Raw genomic sequence first — 24,508 nt, 5'->3', positions numbered from 1 at the left:
TATGAGAAATATATCAGAAAAAAAGCGTATCGTCATAAAGCTGGGTACTTCCACACTTACCCACAAGACAGGCAAGCTGAATATACGCAGAATGACAAATATGGTGCGCGTTATTTCCGATCTTCACAACTCAGGTCGTGAGATAATCATGGTATCTTCGGGAGCTGTAGGTCTGGGCGCAGGAAAGCTCGGTCTCCCCGAGAAGCCAAAGGATACCAAGACAAAACAGGCTGTAGCCGCTATCGGACAGTGCGAGCTCATGCACGTATACGACGATATGTTCGCAAAATACAGCGTAACAGTGGCACAGATACTGCTAACAAAGACTATCATCAATAACCCAAACCACTGCGAAAACTTCATGAATACTGTGGAGAAGCTGGTTGGTATGGACGTTATCCCTATAGTAAACGAAAACGACACTATCGCTATTGATGAGCTGGAGCTTGAAATAGGCGAGAACGACTCCCTTTCCGCTCTCGTTGCGGAGCTTTCAAGAGCCGATCTGCTGCTGATACTTTCGGATATAGACGCTCTCTATGACGATGACCCCCGTTCAAATCCCGATGCCAAGCCCATACCTGTTGTCGAGAAGATAACTCCCGAGATAGAGGCTATGGCAGGCGGTGCAGGAACAAGTCTGGGAACAGGCGGTATGTCCACAAAGATAACCGCTGCAAAAATAGCTACAAATGCAGGCATAGACATGATAATAATGAACGGAAAAGATCCCGAAAAGCTCTATGACCTGTTTGAAAATAAGGAAATAGGCACTCTTTTCAAAGCAAAACAATAATACAGACCACTAACAACGAGGTGTAATTATGAGTTATACAGAGGAACTGGGCAAAAGAGCCAAGGCTGCGGAAGCTGCTGCCATAAGTGCTTCCACATCACAGAAAAATGACGCTCTTGCAGCGATATCAAAGGCACTTATAGCAAACAAAGACCTTATAATCGCTGAAAACGCAAAGGATATCGCAAACGCTAAGGCTAACGGTATGTCGGAAGCAAAGCAGGACAGGCTCCTGCTCAACGAAAAGCGTATCGAGGACATCGCAAAGAGCCTTTACGATATAATCAATCTCCCCGATCCTATCGGTGAGGTAATCGGCGGCGGCAACCGTCCCAACGGCTTGCAGATAATCAAGACTCGTGTACCGCTGGGCGTTATCGCTATCATATACGAATCACGTCCGAATGTTACCGTTGATGCTGCTGCACTCTGCCTAAAAACAGGAAACGTTGTTATCCTCAAGGGCGGCAAGGAAGCTATAAACTCCAACGTATGCCTCGGAAGCATAATGAGAAAAGCTCTTGAAGAAACAGGACTCCCTGCTGATATGATACAGGTAGTGGACAAGACCGACCGTGAGACAACTACCGAGATCATGCGTCTCAACGGCTACGTTGACGTTATAATCCCGCGCGGCAGTGCAGGTCTCATACAGGCTGTAGTCACTAACGCTTCCGTACCTGTTATCGAAACAGGCGCAGGAAACTGCCACGTTTACGTTGACGCTTCTGCCGATCTTGATATGGCAGTTGAAGTGACCGACAACGCAAAGACTCAGCGTCCTTCCGTATGCAACGCTATCGAGAGCCTTCTCGTTCACAAGGATATCGCAGACAAGTTCCTGCCACTCATTGCTGAACGCTTCAAGGTACATAACGTAAAGATATACGGCTGTGACAGGACCATCGCTATCCTCGGCAGCTCCATAGAAAAGGCTACCGAAACAGAGTATGCAACAGAGTTTGACGACTACATCATCGCTGTAAAGGTAGTTGACGATATAGATGAAGCTATTGCTCATATAAGAAAGTACAGCACAAAACATTCAGAGTGCATAATCACACGTTCACTTGAAAATGCACAGAAATTCCAGAAGCAGGTAGACGCTGCGGCAGTTTACGTAAACGCTTCAACACGCTTCACAGACGGCGGAGAATTCGGCTTCGGCGCAGAAATAGGCATTTCCACACAGAAGCTCCACGCAAGAGGTCCTATGGGACTTACTGAACTTACAACAGTTAAGTATCTGATAAACGGAAACGGTCAGGTAAGATAACTGCCTTAGTTATATATCCAGTTTTTATTTGATTTTTGGAGGTCGAAATGGCTATTAGAAAAGATCTTGACGATATGCTCAACAGTCTTATGGACGGCGGCGGCGGTGGGAGTACTCCTGCCCGCAGCCATAATACTCCCCGTTCCGTAAGAAAGAGCAAATTCGACGATATGTCGGTCGATGATCTGCTCCACGCACTTGAAGACGAGAAAAAGCATTACCTTGATGATGCTGCTCCCACTGAGGAGTATCATGAGGATACACCGCCTTCTGTATGGGAGTTCGCACCGCCGACAGAAAAAGCTTCTGAGCCTGAAATGCAGGCGGAAGAGGAAGAAGTACCGAATATCATATCCGAAGTCATGCATACAGAAGCTTCGGCAGAGACAACAAGGGTATTCGATGCTATCCCAATGAGCGAAGAGCTCCCAAAGCCTGTAAAGAAAAAGAAGATCGTCATAACAGGAGAGCTTCCTGATTATGAGGCACTCAGACGCGAAGAAGCTGAAAGAGAAAGACAGGCTCAGCTTGCCAGCGAAGCTGCTGCTGAAGAAGCAAGAGCAGCTGAAAGAGCAAGAAGAGCTGCTGAGGCTGCTGCCGAGAGACAGCGTCTTGCAGAAGAAGCAGAGCAGCGCAGACTTGCCCGTGAAGAGGCTGAAAGACAGCGTATAGCTGAGGAAGAAGAAAGATCACGCAGGATCGCAGAAGCCGCTGCGGAGAAAAAACGCCTTGCAGAGGAAGCTGCCGAAAGAAGAAGGCTCGAAGAAGAAGCTGAGCGTCAGAGACTTGCCGAAGAAGCTGAAAGGCAGCGTATCGCCGAGGAAGAGGCTGAGCGTCAGAGACTGGCTGAGGAAGCCGAAAGACAGCGTATTGCCGAGGAAGAAGCTGAGCGTCAGAGACTGGCTGAGGAAGCTGAAAGACAGCGCATAGCCGAGGAAGAAGCTAAGTATCATCGTATTGATGCAGAAGAAGAAAAACTCCGCCAGATCGAAGAAATGAAGCGTCTTGCAGAGGAGATCGAAGGCAGTGCGCCCGAGACAGTTGTTTCAGGCGATATCAGTACATTTGCTCCTCCTGCCGAGAAAGACGTTGATGAAGCTATAGAAGCTCTGGGCGAAGCTGCTTCGGAAGCAGTGCCCGAAATACAGGAAGAAGAAACAGAAAAGCCTAAGAAGCTCGGTTTCTTCAAGAAGCTTATGAATAAGGGCAAGGAAGAACCCAAGCCCGATACAGATACAGATCCTGTTCCCGAGGACGGATTATTCGAGTCAGATGAGTCTCCGTCGGCAACAGAGCTTATTGACGCAGCTATTGCTGCTATAAATCACCCCGAGGACAGCGAGAGTACCGAAAGCTACAGCGATCCTGTAGGCAATATGCTGGACAATATCCGCGAGGACGCGGCAGAAGCCATTGCAGATATGGATACACCAAAGGAAGAAGCTGCCGAAGCTCCAAGTGAGCCACTGGTACTCTCAGACGAGGATATAATCGCAGGGCTCTCACCCGAGCTCAAAGAGCGTTTTGACGAGCTTTCAGCTGATAAGCAGCAGCAGGTCATCGAAATGAGAAGAGCACAGATGGGCGCAGTTGCACCTGCTGTAGTATCTGACGAAGAGCCTGCCGAGGACAGCTTCATCACTGAGGAAGAAGATGTATCAGCTGCTGAGGATACAGAAATGACTGAGACATCAGCTGCCGAGGAAGTTACAGAAAAGGCTGAGACAGAAGCAGAAAAAGCTTCTGAGCCTACGGAAACTGCTCCTCAAAAGCCAAAGGGCAAGATAACTTCTGCTCTGGGACGCATACTTGATGAAGATCCCGACGAGCTTATCGCACAGCGCAGTGAGCATACTGAGTCCGACGAGCTCACCGCAGGCGACCCATACAAGAGAAAACGCCTTTTCACTGTTCTTGGCGTAATATTCACCATATTTGCAGTTATCGGCATTATCGCTACCATTATCAAGTGCGTCGGATTTTTTCGCAGCTTCACTTCGGGCGAAGCTAAAAAGGACAGCTTCACTCAGATGATATACCCTGCTGCTATCATGGATATAGAGCCATTCTCCGACCCTTCACAGCTTACATCCGAGCAGATAATCACAGCTACTATATGGTCTATCATAATGGACGAAAGCAAGATATCAAAGTATGAGCTCACACTTGATACTGTTTCTATCCCTGATGTAGATGTTGAGAAGTATGCAGTAGAGCTTTTCGGCGAAAACCTGCCTCCGTTTGAGCACGCAACAGTAGGTCCTATTGAATCACGCTTCTACTATGCAGACGGCGTGTATAACGTAAGATCAAAGCCTATAACTCATACATACTCACCTGAGATAAAGTCTATCGTCAAGAATGGCAATACCTATACTCTCAATGTTGACTATGTTGACGAGCTCCCACAGTGGATGGACAAGAACGTATCAAAGAACGTTGAATTCCGCCTTACCGAAAAAGATGACGGCACATTCAAGTTCAGTTCAATGAAGATAATTTCTGTTAATAACGGAAATATATAATATAATGAGGTCTGAAAGCAATTTCAGACCTCTTTCTTTTACCTCAAATGTTACAATTAAGAAAAAAACTTCGTGAAATTATTACAAAAAAAATACAAATTCATGAGAATGAGGAATATAAGGCTCTAAATGGTTGACATTTTTCTGTTTTACTGATAAAATAGATATGATGCCTTTATTATGCATCGACTATTTTTAGGAGGAGGAGCTGCTTTGGGAGACAGTAAATTTTGCTACAGATGCATGGAACAGTACGACGCATCGCTTCATGTATGTCCGTCATGCGGATTTGTTGAGAGCGACGCCCACGAGCCCATGTATGTCCCACCCGGTACAATACTCCACGGCAAGTACCTCTGCGGTATTCTTCTGGAATACAACGGCGAGGGTGCTACATATATAGGCACTGATATTTCTACAGGAAAGAAAGTGCATATAAGAGAATATGTCCCTATCAATCTCTGCACCCGTGTAAAGAACAAACCAACTATCAGTGTAAACTATAACAACCTTGCTAAATACAAGGCTTTTATGGCGGAATATACAGAGCTCAACAAGTCTCTTGCACGACTCAGGAACAATACCAATATACCGCCTATTCTCGATATGTTTGCCGAGAATAATACTACCTACACTATCTTTGAGTACATCGACGGCGTTAAAATGCTGGATTATCTCAAGGAAAATGCAGGCGAGCTGAGCTGGGAACAGGTCTCAAAGATATTCCCGCCGCTCTTTACCACTATCGGCATACTCCATAACGCAGGTATCATACACCGTGCAATAAGTCCCGATACTGTGTATATCACAGACAAGGGCGAGCTGAAGCTCTCAGGCTTCTGCGTATCAGCTGTAAGAACTGCCAATGCAGGCCTTGAATACGAGCTTTTCAAGGGCTATGCAGCTCCCGAGCAGTATTCTGCAAACAGCAGCAGCCGTCAGGGTTCATGGACTGATGTTTACGGAGTCTGTGCTCTCCTTTACAGAGCACTTACAGGCTGTATGCCTGTTGACTCACTCAGCCGTCTGAAGCACGACGACCTGCATGAGCCACATGACCTTGATTCGCGTATTCCGCGCCATGTATCAAGAGTTATCATGGAAGGTATGAATTTAAACGGCAGAGACCGTATACAGACTATCACAGAGCTTGTTACAAGACTGTTCGAGCAGCCTTCCGAGGAAGAAGAGGAAGAACTCGAAAATACAACAGTGCTCCCTGATCCTGTTCAGCCTTCATATGAACAGCAGCAGTATCAGCAGCCTGTCTACGAACAGCCTGCATATGAGCAGCAGCAGTATCAGCAGCCTGAACCTCAGAATGTGATACACCAGCGCAGTGCTCAGTCACGCCGAAATGACAGCTATAAATATGAAAAGGTCAATACCGTTGACCGTATAAAAGTCCCGATAATCATCGGACTTCTGCTGCTTGCAATACTTATGACACTTGCAGTGATCATTATCAATCTTTTCTCAAATCCCGAGGAAGAGGATAACACAGCAGTAAAGCCGAAACGTCCGTCAGTTACCGAGAATGTAATAGACGAAGCCGAGACGACCAATGCAGCAGACACTGAGATGCCTGATCTCGTCGGAAAATTCTATGAGCACTCAAAGGAACTGTGGAAAGACCACTTTGTACTCGATGCTGATTACGCTTACAATGATGATTACGAAAATGATATGATCTTTGAGCAGAGCGTCAAGAAGGGCGAAATGATCGCTCAGGGACAGGTCATCAAGGTAAAGGTCAGCAAGGGCAAATCCTCAGCTTATATCCCTGACTATGCAGGATTGACTGTTGACCAGTACAAGAACGCTCTTGACAAGGCAGGTATAACTGATTTCAATTATCAGTTCGTTGAGTCTAAGAACTCCTACGGCAAGGCTAATACTGTAGTAGAGATACAGGTAGACGGCAAGGTAGTCCATGCTGGTGACTTCTTCAGCAACAAGGAAGGCAAAAAGCTTACAGTTTACTATGTTTCCGAGACTTCCGAAGCACCTCAGTACACTACAGCTGCTCCTACAACTCAGGCTCCTGTAGTTACAACTCAGGCTCCTGTAGTTACTACACAGGCTCCTGTTGTTACAACTCAGGCTCCAGCACCTACTGATCCTCCGACAGAACCACCAACAGATCCTCCTGCTCCGCCTGTTGAGCAGCAGCCTGTCGAAGGCGGCGGCGAGGGCGGCGAAAATCCGCAATAATAAGTCACATTACATCATATAAAAGTTCAGCCCCGAGGCAGTTTAATTGCTTCGGGGCTTTGTATTATCGTTTAGTTCAGAGTTGAGAGTTGAGAATTGAGAGTTAATGTGTTCGCTCCGCTCACATTATTTAAATAATGTCGCCGAAGGCGACTCCACAATTCTAAGCTCTCAACTTTTTACTTCTGCTCTAACTCTTTGTTTCTGAAATCATAAAAGCCACAGCTTACACTGTGGCTTTTATGATAAATTGTAAAGAATATCATTTATCGAAAACGACTTTCCTTACAGTCATTAACACTTCGTACCTCCTGAGAGAGTACCGCCAAAGGCTGCAAGCTGAGTCGGATCGACCTGCTGGAAATATGTAGAACCGTTAAGGGTTCCGCCTGTGTAGAAAGATGCGCCCGATGTTCCATTGCCGCCTGCCTTTAACTGACTTACAGCCTTGTCTACGATGAAAGATACTATTACCTTTCCGTCGCTTCCTACCAGTGATAATCTTGTATTTGCGGATACATTAGCTGAAGCTGTTGCGCTTGCGGACATCTCGCTGCCGCCCATGCTCATACCGCCTGACGAACAGTTGGATACCCATGTTCCGCCCTTTACTGAGATAGTGCTGCCGCCGTCACCGCAGTCAAACGGTTCGTTGCCGTTTGAAATGATGTAGCCGCCGTTTATTTCAATATTACCGTTGGAGTCGTAACCGTCGTGGTCGCCGTTGGTAGCGTTAACTATTGCTAAACCGCCGTTGAACTGGAGGAGATAGTTTCCTGAGTTGCCGCCGAAGCCGCCGCCTCCGAAACCGCCGCCGCCCTGTCCCCAAGGCATACCTGTGTTACCCATTCCCGAACCGTCACTGCCGCCTGCTGCATTGAAGCCGTCGTCAGTGGAGTTTACGATAACAGAACCGCTGTTCTGGTAAATTTTCTGAGCTTCGATACCCTCATAGCACTTCTCTACAGCGATAACGATATCATCGTACTTGCCGCTGTCCTTTGTGCCGATAGTGAGATCATGGTCGGCATGAGCACCGTCATCTGCTGATGAGAGCTTCAATTCGCCGCCGATAAGCTGCATACTGCCGCCGCAGTGGATACAGTCATCGGAAGAGTCGATAGTGATAGTACCGCCATTGATAGTGATATCGCCTACGCTCTGCCATGTAGTACCTGCCTCGTCATAAAGACCTACTGCCTTTATGCCCTTTGCGGAGATATCGGTCTTGTTGGAATTTCCGTCCATCATGCCGCCCATTCCGCCGCCACCGCCGGGTCTGCCGCCGCCGAAGCCGCCCTGAGTATTGCCGCCCTGAGTGCTGCCTGTTCCTGCGTAGGAGCTGCCCTCATAAGTCTTGATAGTCAGGTCGCCGCCGTTCATGGTGAAGAACTGCTCTGCTGAGATACCGTCAGCGTAAGAGTCGATATTTACTGTACCGCCGTTGATAGTTACCAGTCCGAGCTGCTTTGCTGTTGAAGAAACATCGGTAGAAGTAGCCTTTATGCCGTCTCCTGCCTTTGTCTTTACTGTTACGGAGAGGGCGGAATAGTCCACCTCTGTACCGTCTGATGATGTATTGCCGATAGTGAGAGTATCCTTTGCGCGGATACCGTCATCAGCTGCGTTAACGACCAAAGTGCCGTTATATATCTTGATATCGTCCTTGCCTACGATAGCATCTGCTGCGTTGCCGTTTACTGTGAGCTTGCCCTTGCCCTTGAACTTTATATCGTCCTTGGAGTAGATAGCTCCCGTATCGTTGTCAGCGTTTGTGTACTCAGTACCGTCAGAGATAGTATTCTCTGTGCCGTTCTTGGCAACGATAACTACCTCGTCTGCGATAGACGCTACGTATATAGGAGAAGTTTTTGTATTTGTAAGGCTCATGCCGCTGAGGTCGAGCTCTACGACTCCATCGGGATAAGCTGTCTTGTCAACGTCAATTACGATCTGACCACCTGTCATCTCGCCTGTTACAGTGAATTTACCGGGCTGAGAGATAGTGCAGACGTTGTTCTCTACCTTAGCCTCAGATGATGCATTTGTGACCATGCCTGCATCGGAAAGAGTGATAGTCAGTTCGTCTGTAACGGGTGTAGGATCATCAGGTGTAGTAGGATCAGTAGTTGTACCGCTGCTTACGCCTGAAGGATCAACATTATTGAATACAGTTACAAGGCTGAGCTGGAACTGTGTCTGCTTGCCGTCTGTATGAGTTACAGCATTACCTGTTGCAAGGTTCTTGAAGCCGCATGACTTAGCACCGTTGATAGAAGTATCACTGAAGAGGACATACTTGAACTTCTTCTGATACTTGACATCAACACTGTCTGTAACTATTGCATTGTCCTTGCTCCATGTACCGTCCTTTTCATTTTCGGGATTTGCGATACAATTGAGGAGTGCAGTAGTCTGAGTAGTGCCTGTAAGGAGCTTTTCATCTACCTGATTATCAGTAGCAGTAGCAATTACTGTACCGCCTGTGATGTTTACGCCTGTTACAGCTGTAAGACCTCTGTCGCCGCCTGCAATGAGCTTGCCGCCGCTGATGTCGATAGTTGTTTCAGCCTGTACAGCGTCATTGCCAGCCTTGATAGTTACAGAACCGCCTGAGAAAGCAACTGCGCCCTTGCCTGACTTGATACCGTCGCCCTCAGCTTCGATCTTGAGCTTGCCGCTCTTTACAGTAACAGACTTCTTGCCCTTTACAGCGTCAGTCTTATCTGTAGAGTTCAGAGTTGTGATAGTAATATCACCGCCGTTGAACTTGATGTCGTTGTTACAAGAAACAGCGTCCTGAGTATTTGCAGTGATCTCAAGAACACCGTCTCCCTTTTCGCCGCCCTTGATAGTAAGGTCGTCCTTGGCTTCTATAACAGCAGCCTTTGCGAAGTCCCCTGAATAAGCAGTGTCACCGTCTGTAATAGTATTAGTAGTACCGTCAACAATGTTTATAGAGGTATTCTCCGCATTTGTAACATAGATAGCAGGAGCAGTCTTACCTGTGATATTTGCATTGTTGAGGAATATCTTTACTGTCTCAGCATCTGCTGTTGTATCAGCAATATTGATGTTTATCTGTCCGTCATCGAGAGTACCGTCAACGTAGAACTCACCCGAATGTGTGATAGTAACTGTAGTACCGTCTACTGCTGCGTTATCGCCCTCGACCTCGATAGAAGTGTTCTTGAGGTGGATCTTAGTAGCTTCTGTAACAGGCGGAACGTCTGTCTTGCCGCTGCTGAGCTCTCCCTTGCCCAAGAGATACATCTGGATAGCAAGCGCATCGTTTGTGGATACACCGTCATTTGCGCCGTTGCAGTCGGCATTTTTCCAGCCCTGTTCAGTAATAGAGTGTTCGTCCGAACCGCCTACGCCGTACTTATTAGGATTGGCAAGTGCCTGCATTATCATAACGGCATCGGAAAGATCGACCTGTCCGTCACTGTTGGCATCGCCGACCATTGTTGAAACTGCGGCATCAGCTGCAAAGCTGAAAACAGGAAGTGCAGAAGCAGCAACACATACTGCTGAAATGCCTGCAACAAGCTTCTTTAAGCCATTCTTCTTCATAAACATCATTCTCCTTTTTTAATATCGCCCATTCAAAGTCAACCAAGTTTTGACTATGATTAGATTATAATGGCTGCACCTTGAAATAATCTTAAATTTTGCTTAAACGAGCCTTAAAATTACTATTTTGGACGAATATTTTTGTTTTTTTTAGATATCCCCACTCTTTTTTTATTATACACTTTTTAACGTTTTTAAGCAATTGAGCAATCAGCCCAAAAACAACATATTCGTATTGCGCATATTGCCTAATCACCAAAAAAACGCGATAAGCAGTCCATTATTGCTGTATGATCTAAAACGACTTGCAAAAAAGCCGCATTTGCAGTATAATAGTTTTTAGTGATTAGTAATTAGTGAGTAGAAAGTAGTATAATTATGTTCGCTGTGCTCACATTATTTAAATAATGTCGCCGCAGGCGACACCAAAACTCTCAACTCTCAATTCTCAACTAAATCATAATTTTGCTGCGCAAAATTATGATTTGAAAGGAGGCAGCCACTGTGAATATAGATACGAATACTCGGCAGATACTTACAGAGCTTGAAAGCTGCGGCTTTGAAGCATATATGGTCGGCGGCTGTGTCCGTGACGGCATAATGGGCAGAGAATGCCACGATATTGATATAACCACAAACGCTCTTCCCCAGCAGATACTTGAGGTTTTCCGCGATTACAGGGTGATACCCACAGGTATAAAGCACGGCACTGTTACCGTACTGTGCGGCGGCTCGCCCTTTGAGATAACCACATACCGCATTGACGGTGAATACTCCGACCACCGCCGTCCTGACAGGGTAGAGTTCACATCTGATATAACCGCAGACCTTGCAAGGCGCGATTTCACCGTAAATGCCATAGCAATGAACAAAAACGGCAGCATCATCGACCCTTTCGGCGGAAAAAACGATATCGAAGCAGGTGTCATCAGATGTGTAGGTGAGCCCGAAAAGCGTTTCAGCGAGGACGCTCTCAGGATAATGCGGGCTTTGCGTTTTTCCTCGCAGCTTGGCTTCACCATCGACGAAGCTACCGCAGCAGCCGTCCACAGAATGAGGGACGATCTAAAAAATATATCCCGTGAACGCATACGCGAGGAGCTCGACAAGCTCATATGCGGTAAAAACTGCATTGATGTGCTTCTTGGATACAGTGACATCATCACCGCAGTTATCCCCGAATTTCAGCCATGTATCGGGCTTGACCAGCGTTCGCCCTACCATAAATACAATGTCTGGGAGCATATCGTCCGCGCTCTGGCTTCTGCTCCATGCGAGGATATTCTTCTCCGCAGAGCTCTGTTTTTCCACGATATCGGCAAGCCTGTATGTATGACACTTGACGAGAATGGTCGTGGACACTTCAAAAAGCATGACAGCGTAGGTGCGGAAATGACTCGGGAGCTTATGAGAGAGCTTCGCTACGATAATAAGTCCATAGCCGATGTTTCCACACTTATCGCCAACCACAGCAAGAAGATACGCTGCCGCGCAGATGTGAAGAAAATGATGTCCAATATCGGGGACGAGCTGTTCTTCAGCCTTATGGTCATGAAGAAGTGCGATAATTCGGCTAAAAATGAATTTGTACTCGAGGAGAACATCTTCTTTGACAAGCTTATCGCAATGGGACATGAAATAGTTGACAATAACGAGTGCAGAAATATCCGCGGACTTGTTATAAAAGGCTCCGACCTTGCAGTACTGGGCTTTAAAGGCTCGGAAATAGGCTCGATGCTGCATGAGATACTTGGTCACGTCATAGACGGCGACCTTAACAACGACAAAGCTGAAATAATGGACTATGCAGAACAGAGGTGCAGTTTATGACAGGAAGGATACATTCCACAGAGAGCTTCGGAACAGTTGACGGTCCGGGAATACGTTTTGTGGTGTTTTTTCAGGGCTGTCCGCTGAGGTGCAAATACTGCCACAATCCCGATACATGGGACTTTGCAGGCGGCAAAGAGACTACCGCTGAGGAGCTTATGAAAGAGTATGACTCGTACAAGGAATTCCTTAAAACAGGCGGTATCACCGCAACAGGCGGCGAACCTCTTGCACAGCCCGAATTCCTTGCAGAGCTTTTTGCACTTGCCAAAAGCAAGGGAGTACACACCTGCCTTGACACTTCCGCAGGAGTTTACGATCCTGCTCATCACGAAAAGATAGACGAAGTGCTGAAATATACCGACCTTGTGATGCTGGATATAAAGCACATCGACAACGACTGCCACAGGGAGCTTACAGGCAAAGGGAACCGCAATATCCTCGCATTTGCCGAGCATATCCGCGATCTTGGCATACCTGTCTGGATACGCCACGTTGTAGTCCCCGGGATAACAGATAAATATGAGGAGCTTTTCGCGCTTGGTGAGTATCTATCAACTTTGAGCAATCTGAAAGCCCTTGATGTGCTCCCCTATCACGATATGGCAAAGCCGAAATATGCTGAGCTGGAACTTGATTATCCTCTCGGCGACACGCCCCCCCTCTCTAAGGAGGACGCTGTAAAAGCGCGCAACACTATTATGGACGGCATACGTTCGGGACTCCGCAAACAAAAATAATATCTCACGACCTCTGACACACATCAGAGGTCTTTTTCATATAATAAACCATAATTTACATTTGTAGGGGAGCCCGCCCTCGGGCTCCCGCAATAATAATACATACCCACTCGGGAGGGCGAGGGCGCCCTCCCCTACAAATTGGTTCATGTTATTTTATTGCGCAAGTCATACACGGGCGGATAATATCCACCCCTACATTGGGCTAAAGGCTAAGGGCTAAGATCAGCGTGCCGTATGCTGGAAAGCGGTGGAGAGATATTATGTGCGGAATTGCAGGAGCTATAAGCTTTATTGAAGATATGCGCGAGGATATGAAAATTTACGAGAAAATGCAGCGTGCGCTTCTGCGCCGCGGTCCCGACCAGCACAGCATGATGCTGACCCGTGAAGCTGCACTTATACACACCCGTCTTGCAGTCATTGACATTGACGGCGGCAGACAGCCTATGAGCTGCGGAAAATATACGATAGTATACAACGGTGAGCTTTACAACACCGCCGAGCTCCGAAAAGAGCTGTCCGAGGATTTTTCATTCGATACTCATTCCGATACGGAGGTAGTCCTCAAAAGCTACATAAAATGGGGCAGCTCCTGCGTTGACAAATTCAACGGTATCTTTGCATTTGCGGTATACGATGAGCAGGAACACCGCGTTTTCCTTGCCCGTGACAGGATAGGCGTTAAGCCGCTTTTTTACTATGATACGGGCAGCAAGCTCATCTTTGCCTCGGAACTCCCTGCGCTCCTCGAACACCCTGATATCCCACACGAAATAGACGCTCAAGGCGCGGCAGAGCTTCTTCTCATTGCTCCGGGAAGAACAATAGGCTGCGGAGTCATTCGCGGAGTAAAGGAGCTTAATGCAGGCTGGTGCGGCTATTACAGCACGGAAGGGCTGAGCCTGTGGGAGTACTGGCGGCTTCGGGCATATGAGCTCCGCGAGAGCTTTGCGCAGACCGCCGAGCACGTCCGTGAGCTTGTTCTTGACTCTATCCGCCGTCAGCTTGTCTCCGATGTGCCTGTGTGCACATTCCTTTCGGGGGGACTGGATTCAAGCCTTATATCCTCAGTGGCAGCTTCCGAACTTAAAAAGCAGGGCAAGACTCTCTCCACATTTTCCGTGGACTACCGCGACAACGATAAATACTTCCAAAGCAGCCATTTTCAGCCTGACAGCGATCCCGAATACATCTCCTGCATGGCTGAATATCTGGGTACAGACCACCACCGGACAGTAGTCGATACTCCCGAGCTTATAGCCGCTCTCGATGAAGCCACAGAAGCGCGGGGACTCCCGGGAATGGCAGATGTGGACGCTTCTCTCCTGCTCTTCTGCCGTGAGATAAAGAAATACGGCACAGTTGCACTTTCGGGCGAGTGCGCAGACGAGATATTCGGCGGCTATCCGTGGTACAGGGATAAGGATATCCGCATGACTGACGGTTTCCCGTGGGCACAGAGCACTGCTTACCGCAAACGCTTCATCTGCGACGACTACGCCGCTAAGATAGATGCCGAGGAATACGTTTACAGTGCGTACCGCAAGACTGCCGACTACGCAATGAAGCTCCCTGAGGACAGTCCCCTGGAATACCGTATGCGCGAGATGACACAGCTGAATTTCCACTGGTTCATGCAGACTCTCCTTGACCGCAAGGACAGAATGTCCATGTACAGCGGACTTGAAGTCCGTGTGCCCTTCTGCGACTACCGAATAGCCGAATACCTGTATAACGTGCCGTGGGAGTACAAGGACTATATGGGCAGAGAAAAAGGACTTCTCCGCGAAGCCATGAAGGAATGGCTGCCCGAAAAAGTCCTGTGGCGCAAGAAAAGTCCTTATCCGAAAACTCATAATCCTGCGTTTCTTGAGGGAGTTACCGCGAAGCTGCGTAATATCCTTGACAACGGCGGTGAAAGGCTCACTCAGCTCGTAAAACGCGAGGAGCTTGAAAAGCTGCTGCGGCATGAGGAACACGTACAGTGGTACGGTCAGCTCATGAACCTGCCCCAGACTATCGCATTTTTTATTCAGCTAAATTACTGGCTGGAACGCTTTGACATAAAAATCTCTATTTAGCTTTGCTAAATAGAGATTTCAGCCGTTAGCCCATTGTAAGGGCGAGTTCCGCTCGCCCGATAATTAAATGGTGAAACCGCTTCATTATCGCTCATTGTAGGGGGGCGATGCCCACATCGCCCCACAAATATTATTGTTGTATCTGTTAAGGGACGTCGAGGACTCCAAACAGGAGCCGCGCCCCTCTGTCAGCTTTGCTGACATCTCCCTGTACTACAGGGAGTCACCGTCCCCTACAACATTATATTTTCAGTTATTTCGTTACTAACGGGCGGATAATATCCGCCCCTACAAAGGAACGCCGTGAGCTGCGCTCACATTAACTCTCAACTCTCAATTCTCAACTCTCAACTTAGTCCAATATGATCTTCATTCCCGAGATAATAAGCTTTCTCAGGTCAACGCTGTCGAATACGTCTATATCTCCGTCTCCGTTTATATCAGCATACTCAAACTGCTCCTGTATCAGCAGCATCTTTCCATGCAGGTGATTTTGCAGGGTAACAAGGTCGGATATGCCAATATATCCGTCATTGTTTATATCTCCAACAGAGTATACGGGAGCGATATTGACCACAGGGACTCCCATAACGATATAGTTAACGCACTTATATGTCTGACCGTTGCTGCCGAGAGTTACCTTCTCCCCTGCCTTGACCTCTTTTTTATACATCATAAATGTAACATCGTTATCAGACTTGCACAGCGTTCTCATAAGAGAATAATCGCCGAGCCACTGAGGTACATTCTCTACGCGGCTGTCAAGTCCCACATAAAGCGACATATCGCTGCCAGCCGTAAAGTACGCAGCATCGCCTGTTGTCCCCTTGGCGTCGCATGAGGTAAGAAGTATCTCCGCACCTTCAAGGTTCGACTGTAACTCCGAGATCTTGAAGTCCCTGTCGCCGAATATGAGCGAGCCTACAGCTGCATCTGAAGCTATCTTCCATGAGTCGGGATTTGCCTGTTCAGTTACCTCAACGCTCTTGAAAAGCTTTCCGCTAAGAGGCAGCTTGTCTTTTCCGAACTTGAATGAGCACAGATTTACAAGATATTCGCTTTCGCCCTTGAATACCATATACAGGTCATGAGTACCTGTTATTGTCTTGATATTAGTCTCGAATGTATGATAATCATTCAGCGATTTTGTGCCGCTGTAATCTATGACTGCGGCAGGAGTTCCGTCCATACTGTCAAGATAGAGTTCGATCTTTGAAGGATAGCCGCCCATCCATCCGCTGAAAGAATTTGCTCCGCTTCCAAAGTTTATTCTGCTATACTTCACCCAGTCGCCGTCAGAAACAAGAGCTAAATTATTTGATCTGCCCGAATATTCCTCGACGATTATGCCTTTCTTATCCGAAAACGAATCGGCTTCTATCTCCTCAAAGGCAGATACAGTCTGAACAGATGTGTAATTGCCGTCTGTAGGAGACAGCTTCACAACGCCCTCGGGGAACGAATTCACCGTAAGGTCGTTGATGTAATACTCGATATTCATGTATCCCTGACCGCAGTAATCGTCTGCATAGTCATCGGGATCGGTGGGATCAAGTCCACGGGCAAGCTCCCAGCTATCGTCCATGCCGTCGTTATCGGCATCGGTTATTTCCTTTTTCGTAACTGCTGACGGGTAACTGTAGGTAACTCCGCACTTTATGTTGTACTTTGAGAGATTAGCCTCAGACGAGTCATATGCCGCAGTACCGCTGCACTGTCCCGTACCGTTTTTAGTCTCCTCGGCGCACTGCTTATCAATAGCTGTACGCTTATCGGGTGAGATACCATTGCCTGCAAAGCTTATAACATGGTCATATGAAGCAGCCGCACTTTCGCAAGTCATAGCTGTGGACAGGTTCTCGCCGTCCGAATTTATGGGGAAAGCCGTGCTGCTGTAAAGGTTGTTTTTAGTTATGCCTATTCCGTCCTTGACAGTAACGCCCGACCAGTTGTCATTAGTGACGCTGTGGAACGAGCCGTCCTTGTTTATAAGGCGGTTTCCTGCGCAGTATACCTTGAAATTCTCAGGCTTTGTGGTACTGTCAACGTACATATAGTGATAGCCGCCAGTAGTGGAATTTCCTGCTTTGAGGGTATTGTTCACGTAGTTAAGGTGTCCGATAGTACCGTAAGTCGTCTGATAGCCCCAGTCATAGATGATATTATTGGTGAAATCGGCTGTGTACTGGTCAGGCACTTTTCCGCGGAAGTTTCGGGAAACATTATGTATGATAAGGTTATGGTCAAAGGTAAGGTCGCCCTTTCCCAGCATTATTCCAAAGCCGTGAAGTCCCTTTTTGTGTCCGCCCCATGAGTCCGCAGGACCAAGTACGGAATACTGAACGGTATAGTTTGTATTATTGGAGTAAAGTCCCCACTGTTCATCGGTAGTCCAGCCCATTGAGCAGTGATCGATTATGGAATTTGAGCCCTTTGCGCCGCCCCATGCGTCATTGCCCGAACTTGTTGACGCATAAGGTCCGGGACGGGAGCTTATATACCTAGAGATTATATTGTCTCCCGACATACCCATTTTGTAGTTTTTCAGCGTTATGCCCGAGCCGCCCGGAGCAGTCTGACCTGCTACGGTAACATTGCTCGAACAGAGTATATTTCCCTGCAATTCGATAGTGCCGCTGACATCAAAAACAACTATTCTTCCCGATTTGCTTACAGCGTCGCGGAAAGAGCCTTCGCCGCTGTCATTGAGGTTAGTTACATGATACACCTCTCCGCCGCGACCGCCTGTAGCGTATTTACCGCCGCCTACAGCTCCTGGGAATGCAAGTATCTTCCCTGCCGCAGAAGCTTTCATTATACTGCCGCTCTGCTTTGGAGCAAATGCCGAACTGCTTCCGAAAACAGTCACTACTCCCATTAGCAGGGCAGTTAGTCTTTTCAACTTTCTATTCATTTTAACACCCTCCTGATAAAAAGCTATACTTTCTATATTAACATTATACATTGTTTTCACAGATTTAGCAATGAAATATAGTACTTTTTTACTGTGCATATTTGTTTTTTGATGTTTTGGTATCTATTTCAACATATAATATAGTATCATCATTACGGAAAAGTGCATAAAAAAGAAGCTCCCCGAAGGAAGCTTCTGAATTTATTATTTAAGGTCAGCTTTTTTGAATATTGCTATACCTGCAATGGTTGAAACAACGCATATACCAAGATCAATAAGTATCATCAGCCATAACTTATCGTCAACATTTGTTGGATTATACTTAAATCCGTCTATCTGCACGCTTGGAAGACCATACTCAATAACATTTCTGACTATCTTATTTTTTACGAAAGTATATATAATACCTGCTATCATAGTTACAATTGTATCAAGCATAAGTGAAAGTACATAACCGCCTGTATTTCTCATTGAAGTGCAGAGGAATACAAAACAGCTTGTGAATGCAAATAAGATAACAATTGTAAAAAGCATATTAAGGAAAACTTCCGTGCCTGGGAATGATTTGAATTTCTGCAAAGTTTTACTGAATGCAATAAGTACGAGCCAGTAAGCTACCTGATAAATAAAGGCAACCGTCAATGATATTATCAGATTTGCAAGATAAATATTAGTCCTTGAATGACCGATGATTATTTTATTTCGTATTGTATTGTTCTTAAAATCCTGTACGATAAACAGACCTGCGGCAATGCTTATGAACATAGTCATTGTGCCTATCATAGCGAATACTAATCCGTCGCCGACATTCACTTTGCTTTTCTCAAAGATCTTTATGAATATACAGGCAGCTGCGGGGATAGCCATTATAATAACAAGAACAATGTAAAAACGCTTTCCTTTAAAGAGTCGTCTGAAACCTTCTGCGAGTAAATTAGACATTCTGAGCACCTCCTACAAGATTCATGAAATAGCTTTCGAGACTTTCGTGATTCTCTGACATGGAGTTAACGAAGCAGTTCTTCTCATTGAGAGCGAGTACAAGAGGAGTTACCTGTACAGGTGTATAGATCTCAGCCTCATTTTCTGATGTGATATTGAATTCAGCACCCATACCGTTGAGTACCTCTGCAAGAGCAGCTGTATCATTAACGTTAATGCGAACATATCTGCGTGAAGCTTTTTCAAGCTCCTCGGCACTCATTTCCTTGATAACATGACCCTGCTCGATAAAGCCGTAATGTGTTGCAAGACGAGCAAGCTCATCGAGGATATGGCTTGAGATAAGGATAGTGATGCCCTTTTCCTGATTGAGGCGGAGAATGGTCTCACGAACTTCAATGATACCCTGTGGGTCGAGACCGTTTATAGGCTCGTCAAGGATAAGAAATTCGGGATCACCAACAAGTGAGAAAGCTATACCAAGTCTCTGACGCATACCGAGAGAGAAGTCCTTAGCCTTTTTCTTGCCTGTATTAGCAAGACCTACAAGCTTGAGGAGCTCATCTATCTTATCGTTTGATATGCCGAGAGCCTTTGTCTGCTGGATAAGATTATCTCTTGCAGACATATCGGGGTGAAGTGAAGGTGTTTCGACAACAGCTCCTGTCTTTCTCTTGACTTCAAGAAGCTTCTTGTCACTATTCTTTACTCCGAAAAGTGAGTATTCACCCGAAGTAGGATTGTTAAGACCCGTGATAATACGGATTAATGTAGTTTTACCTGCGCCGTTTCGTCCGACCATACCATATATTGCACCCTTTGGAACATTTAAAGTAAGATTGGTAAGTGCATGAAATTTTCCGTACTGCTTACTGAGCTGCTGGGTCTGTAGAATGTATTCCATAATATCGACCTGCCTTTGACTATTTTATAACAATGTGATAACGTAAAAAGGCGGCCATGCTATAAGCACGACCGCCTAAAGTCGTTATATTTTTATGAGCACTAAATTATTCGTTGATCTTTGTAACAACGCCTGAACCAACTGTTCTACCACCCTCACGGATAGCGAAACGGAGTCCTTCTTCGATAGCGATAGGAGTGATGAGCTCAACGTCCATAGCAACGTTATCGCCAGGCATACACATTTCCTTATCAGCTGGAAGACTTACAACGCCAGTAACGTCTGTAGTTCTGAAGTAGAACTGAGGTCTGTAGTTGTTGAAGAAAGGAGTATGACGGCCGCCCTCTTCCTTCTTCAGTACGTAAACCTGACCGCTGAACTTTGTGTGTGGGTGGATTGAGCCTGGCTTACAAAGAACCTGTCCACGCTCAACCTGATCTCTTGTGATACCACGGAGAAGAGCACCAACGTTATCACCAGCCTCACAGAAGTCAAGAGTCTTTCTGAACATTTCAAGACCTGTAACAACTGTGTTGAGCTTCTCGTCAGAAAGACCAACGATCTCAACAGGCTCGTTTACGTTGAGCTTTCCACGCTCTACTCTACCTGTAACAACAGTACCACGACCTGAAATTGTCATAGTATCCTCGATAGGCATAAGGAATGGCTTAGCATCGTCTCTCTCAGGGCTTGGGATGTACTCATCAACAGCGTCCATGAGGTCGAGGATTGGCTTGTAAGCTGGATCGTTAAGATCATCAGGAGCGTTAAGAGCTGCAAGAGCTGAACCCTTGATGATAGGTGTTTCGTCGCCAGGGAAATCATAGCTTGAGAGAAGATCACGGATATCCATCTCTACGAGCTCGAGGAGCTCTTCGTCATCAACCTGGTCAGCCTTGTTCATGAATACAACGATTGCAGGAACACCAACCTGACGAGCAAGAAGGATATGCTCTCTTGTCTGAGCCATAGGACCATCAGAAGCAGCAACAACGAGGATAGCACCATCCATCTGAGCAGCACCTGTGATCATGTTCTTTACGTAGTCAGCGTGACCTGGGCAGTCAACGTGAGCATAGTGACGCTTGTCTGTCTCGTACTCAACGTGTGCTGTATTGATTGTGATACCACGCTCTCTCTCTTCTGGAGCCTTATCGATCATATCGTAAGCCTCATACTGAGCCTGACCCTTCAGAGCGAGAGTCTTTGTGATAGCAGCAGTAAGAGTTGTCTTACCGTGGTCAACGTGTCCGATTGTACCAATGTTTACATGGGGTTTGGTTCTTTCAAATTTAGCCTTAGCCATTGGGAAATTCCTCCTTAGAATAGATTTCAGAAATCTGTATAATAGTATTATATCAGATTATTTCTGGAAATTCAAGTGTTTCAGTAAAAAAATTATAGCTGAATCACGTAATTTTATTATATATGCCCGTTTTACCCATATATCCGCATAAAACGGGCGGATAGCTTTTTTAGTTCTTAGCTCTGTTAGCCATGATCTTTTCAGCGATGCTCTTTGGAACTTCCTCATAGCTGTGTGGTTCCATAGTGTACTGTCCACGACCCTGTGTATTTGAACGGAGGTCGCTTGTGTAACCGAACATTTCTGAAAGTGGTACGAGAGCGTCAACCTGGATTGAACCAGATCTTGACTCCTGACCCTGGATCTGTCCACGACGTGAGCTGAGGTCACCGATAACTGTTCCGAGATATTCATCAGGAACGATAACTGCAACCTTCATAACAGGCTCCATGAGAACTGCGTTAGCCTGCTTGAGAGCTTCCTTGAAAGCGATAGAACCGGCGATCTTGAATGCCATTTCTGACGAGTCAACTTCGTGGTATGATCCATCGTAAAGCTCTACCTTAACGTCAACTACTTCGTAGCCTGCAAGGATACCAGCCTTCATTGCACCCTGGATACCTGCGTCAACAGCAGGGATATATTCCTTAGGAATAGAACCGCCGACAACAGCGTTTGTGAACTCATAGCCCTTACCAGACTCGTTAGGAGTAACTCTGATCTTAACGTGACCGTACTGACCTGAACCACCTGACTGCTTCTTGTACTTGTAGTCGATGTCTGCGCTGCCCTTGATAGTTTCCTTATAAGCAACCTGAGGAGCACCAACGTTAGCCTCTACCTTGAATTCACGAAGGAGACGGTCAACGATGATATCGAGGTGAAGCTCACCCATACCAGCGATGATAGTCTGTCCTGTTTCCTCATCTGTCCATGTCTTGAAAGTAGGATCCTCTTCAGCAAGCTTTGCGAGAGCGATACCCATCTTTTCCTGACCAGCCTTTGTCTTTGGCTCGATAGCGAGCTGGATAACAGGCTCTGGGAATTCCATAGACTCGAGAATGATAGGATGCTTTTCATCACAGAGTGTATCACCTGTGGTTGTATTCTTGAGACCTACTGCTGCAGCGATATCGCCTGAGTAAACAGTTGTAAGGTCTTTTCTGTGGTTAGCGTGCATCTGAACGATACGGCCGAAACGCTCCTTAGTGTCCTTTGTAGCGTTGAGAACTGTATCACCCTGATTAACAACACCAGAATATACACGGAAGAACGCAAGCTTACCAACGAATGGGTCAGTAGCGATCTTGAATGCGAGAGCTGAGAATGGCTCGTTATCAGAAGAAGGTCTTTCCTCCTCCTGCTCTGTATCAGGGTTAACACCCTTGATAGCAGGAACGTCGAGTGGTGAAGGCATATAGTCGATGATAGCATCGAGGAGCTTCTGAACACCCTTGTTCTTGTATGAAGTACCGCAGGTTACAGGAACCATGTGGTTAGCTATTGTAGCCTTTCTGATGCAGCTCTTGATCTCATCCTGAGTAAGCTCGCCCTCTTCGAAATACTTCTCCATGAGTGCTTCGTCCTGCTCAGCAACGTGCTCAACCATTTCATCATGATACTTCTGAGCGATCTCCTTCATATCATCAGGGATATCTTCAACCTTGATGTCTGTACCGAGATCGTTTGTATAAATGTAAGCCTTCATCTCAACGAGGTCGATAATGCCTCTGAATTCGTCCTCAGCACCGATCGGGAGCTGGATCGGAACAGCATTACACTTAAGTCTGTCCTTCATCATGTCGATAACATGATAGAAGTTGGCACCCATAATGTCCATCTTATTTACATAAGCCATACGTGGTACCTTATAGTTATCAGCCTGTCTCCAAACTGTTTCTGACTGTGGCTCAACGCCGCCCTTAGCACAGAGAACTGTTACAGAACCGTCGAGTACACGAAGTGAACGCTCAACCTCAACTGTAAAGTCAACGTGGCCAGGTGTGTCGATGATGTTAAGTCTGTGGCCTGCCCAGTAGCAAGTAGTAGCAGCGGAAGTAATTGTGATACCTCTCTCCTGCTCCTGCTCCATCCAGTCCATAGTAGCGGAACCTTCATGTGTTTCACCGATCTTGTGGTTAACACCTGTGTAGAAAAGGATACGCTCTGTGGTTGTGGTCTTACCTGCGTCAATGTGGGCCATTATGCCGATATTTCTTGTATTTTCAAGTGAACAATCTCTTGACATAATTTACTCCTTTTACAATGACGCTTACCAGCGGTAGTGAGCAAACGCCTTGTTTGCCTCTGCCATCTTGTGTGTATCGTCGCGCTTCTTGCAAGCACCGCCTGTGCCGTTAAGAGCATCGAGGATCTCACCGGCAAGTCTTTCCTTCATAGTCTTCTCGTTTCTCTCTCTGGAGTACTTAGTGATCCAACGGAGACCGAGAGTCTGTCTTCTCTCAGGACGAACCTCCATAGGAACCTGGTAAGTAGCACCACCGAGACGGCGAGCCTTTACTTCGAGCTCAGGCATGATATTCTCCATAGCCTGCTCGAACACCTCAAGAGCATCCTTGCCTGTCTTTTCAGCTACGATCTCAAATGCACCGTAAACTATTTTCTGCGCAACGCCCTTCTTACCGTCTAACATGATATTGTTGATAAGACGTGTAACGAGCTTTGAATTGTATACAGGATCCTGTAATACATCACGCTTTGCGATTTTACCTCTTCTTGGCATTTTCGCTTCCCTCCTTCATATAGATTGATGAATTCATAGGTACTCAAACCTGATCGGTTACTGCCGTATATCGGCATTGCTTCGCCGATCGGTGTGTCAGGAGCCAATGCAGAGGATCTATCGAATAAATCTATATGATCTCCGCATTACCCTGCGGTAGTAGTTATCCTATTCAATTGATAATGTGCGGCTTTATTCATGCAGCCTGCCGCTGACTGCTCTGAAGTATCTTACTTCTGCTTAGGCTTCTTAGCACCGTACTTGGAACGAGCCTGATTACGGTTAGCAACGCCCTGTGCATCAAGAGTACCTCTGATGATGTGGTAACGCACACCAGGGAGATCCTTAACACGTCCGCCTCTGATGAGAACAACGCTGTGTTCCTGAAGGTTGTGACCTATACCAGGAATGTAAGATGTTACTTCATAACCGTTTGTGAGCTTAACTCTGGCGATCTTTCTCATAGCTGAGTTAGGCTTCTTAGGAGTAGCAGTTCTTACAGCAGTGCAAACGCCTCTCTTCTGAGGTGAGCTCTGGTTGATCTGTGTCTTCTTCTTTGCATTGTAACCCTTCTGAAGTGCAGGAGCTGTAGACTTTGTCTCAAGATCCTTTCTTCCCTTACGAACGAGCTGGTTAAATGTAGGCATATTTTTCCTCC

The 24,508-nt window shown here is 46.6% G+C and carries 15 protein-coding genes; 7 read left to right on the top strand and 8 right to left on the bottom strand.

Annotated features, from left to right (window positions below; translation table 11 throughout):
• Position 1: 1 nt before the first annotated feature.
• The 4 genes from proB to BLW60_RS10570 all read left to right on the top strand — a co-directional run bounded on the left by proB (position 2) and on the right by BLW60_RS10570 (position 6,811).
• A complete protein-coding gene (proB, locus tag BLW60_RS10585; RefSeq protein ID WP_074717152.1) occupies positions 2-796 on the top strand; it encodes a glutamate 5-kinase in 795 nt (264 codons plus the stop codon).
• Positions 797-824: 28 nt separating this feature from the next.
• The gene (locus BLW60_RS10580; RefSeq protein WP_074717150.1) at positions 825-2,072 is read left to right on the top strand and encodes a glutamate-5-semialdehyde dehydrogenase; all 1,248 of its coding nucleotides are present in this window, start codon (positions 825-827) and stop codon (positions 2,070-2,072) included.
• Positions 2,073-2,119: 47 nt separating this feature from the next.
• Positions 2,120-4,597 carry a coiled-coil domain-containing protein gene (locus tag BLW60_RS10575; RefSeq protein ID WP_074717148.1) on the top strand — a complete coding sequence of 826 codons (2,478 nt, stop codon included), beginning with the start codon at positions 2,120-2,122 and terminating at the stop codon, positions 4,595-4,597.
• A 213-nt stretch (positions 4,598-4,810) separates the two neighbouring features.
• Positions 4,811-6,811: a protein kinase domain-containing protein gene (locus tag BLW60_RS10570; RefSeq protein ID WP_074717146.1), complete on the top strand. Its 2,001-nt coding sequence runs from the start codon at positions 4,811-4,813 to the stop codon at positions 6,809-6,811.
• A 294-nt stretch (positions 6,812-7,105) separates the two neighbouring features.
• On the opposite strand, the gene BLW60_RS10565 is transcribed toward BLW60_RS10570, so the two are convergent.
• The gene (locus BLW60_RS10565; RefSeq protein WP_074717144.1) at positions 7,106-10,387 is read right to left on the bottom strand and encodes a carbohydrate-binding domain-containing protein; all 3,282 of its coding nucleotides are present in this window, start codon (positions 10,385-10,387) and stop codon (positions 7,106-7,108) included.
• A 504-nt stretch (positions 10,388-10,891) separates the two neighbouring features.
• On the opposite strand from BLW60_RS10565, the gene BLW60_RS10560 reads away from it, so the two are divergent.
• From BLW60_RS10560 to asnB, 3 genes are all read left to right on the top strand, one after another.
• On the top strand, positions 10,892-12,217 hold the full coding sequence (locus BLW60_RS10560; protein WP_074717142.1) for a CCA tRNA nucleotidyltransferase: 1,326 nt from the start codon (positions 10,892-10,894) through the stop codon (positions 12,215-12,217).
• Entirely contained in the window at positions 12,214-12,957 is a 744-nt protein-coding gene (gene pflA, locus BLW60_RS10555) for a pyruvate formate-lyase-activating protein (RefSeq protein ID WP_074717140.1), read from the top strand. The genes BLW60_RS10560 and pflA overlap by 4 nt, the downstream gene beginning before the upstream one ends.
• Positions 12,958-13,220: 263 nt before the next feature.
• Positions 13,221-15,041 (top strand): asparagine synthase (glutamine-hydrolyzing), encoded by a 1,821-nt coding sequence (gene asnB / locus BLW60_RS10550; RefSeq protein ID WP_074717138.1) that lies wholly within the window; start codon positions 13,221-13,223, stop codon positions 15,039-15,041.
• Positions 15,042-15,393: 352 nt separating this feature from the next.
• Here asnB and BLW60_RS10545 read toward each other — a convergent pair whose 3' ends face one another.
• From BLW60_RS10545 to rpsL, 7 genes are all read right to left on the bottom strand, one after another.
• The gene (locus tag BLW60_RS10545) at positions 15,394-17,955 is read right to left on the bottom strand and encodes a carbohydrate-binding protein (RefSeq protein WP_074717136.1); all 2,562 of its coding nucleotides are present in this window, start codon (positions 17,953-17,955) and stop codon (positions 15,394-15,396) included.
• A 204-nt stretch (positions 17,956-18,159) separates the two neighbouring features.
• Entirely contained in the window at positions 18,160-18,897 is a 738-nt protein-coding gene (locus BLW60_RS10540) for an ABC transporter permease (RefSeq protein WP_074717134.1), read from the bottom strand.
• Positions 18,890-19,801: an ATP-binding cassette domain-containing protein gene (locus tag BLW60_RS10535; protein ID WP_074717132.1), complete on the bottom strand. Its 912-nt coding sequence runs from the start codon at positions 19,799-19,801 to the stop codon at positions 18,890-18,892. The genes BLW60_RS10540 and BLW60_RS10535 overlap by 8 nt, the downstream gene beginning before the upstream one ends.
• A gap of 106 nt (positions 19,802-19,907) precedes the next feature.
• Positions 19,908-21,107, bottom strand: a complete 1,200-nt coding sequence (tuf, locus tag BLW60_RS10530; protein ID WP_074717130.1) for an elongation factor Tu — start codon at positions 21,105-21,107, stop codon at positions 19,908-19,910.
• Between the two features lie 169 nt (positions 21,108-21,276).
• Positions 21,277-23,355 (bottom strand): elongation factor G, encoded by a 2,079-nt coding sequence (gene fusA, locus BLW60_RS10525; protein WP_074717128.1) that lies wholly within the window; start codon positions 23,353-23,355, stop codon positions 21,277-21,279.
• A 24-nt stretch (positions 23,356-23,379) separates the two neighbouring features.
• Complete coding sequence (gene rpsG / locus BLW60_RS10520; RefSeq protein WP_009983569.1) at positions 23,380-23,850, bottom strand: 30S ribosomal protein S7; 471 nt, start codon at positions 23,848-23,850, stop codon at positions 23,380-23,382.
• Between the two features lie 230 nt (positions 23,851-24,080).
• A complete protein-coding gene (gene rpsL / locus BLW60_RS10515; protein ID WP_028516762.1) occupies positions 24,081-24,497 on the bottom strand; it encodes a 30S ribosomal protein S12 in 417 nt (138 codons plus the stop codon).
• Positions 24,498-24,508: the final 11 nt, after the last annotated feature.

The organism is Ruminococcus flavefaciens, assembly GCF_900108555.1.
Classification (GTDB): Bacteria; Bacillota; Clostridia; order Oscillospirales; family Ruminococcaceae; genus Ruminococcus; species Ruminococcus flavefaciens_P.
The sequence above is the reverse complement of the archived record's forward strand: the minus strand, read 5'-3'. Positions and strand labels throughout refer to the sequence as shown.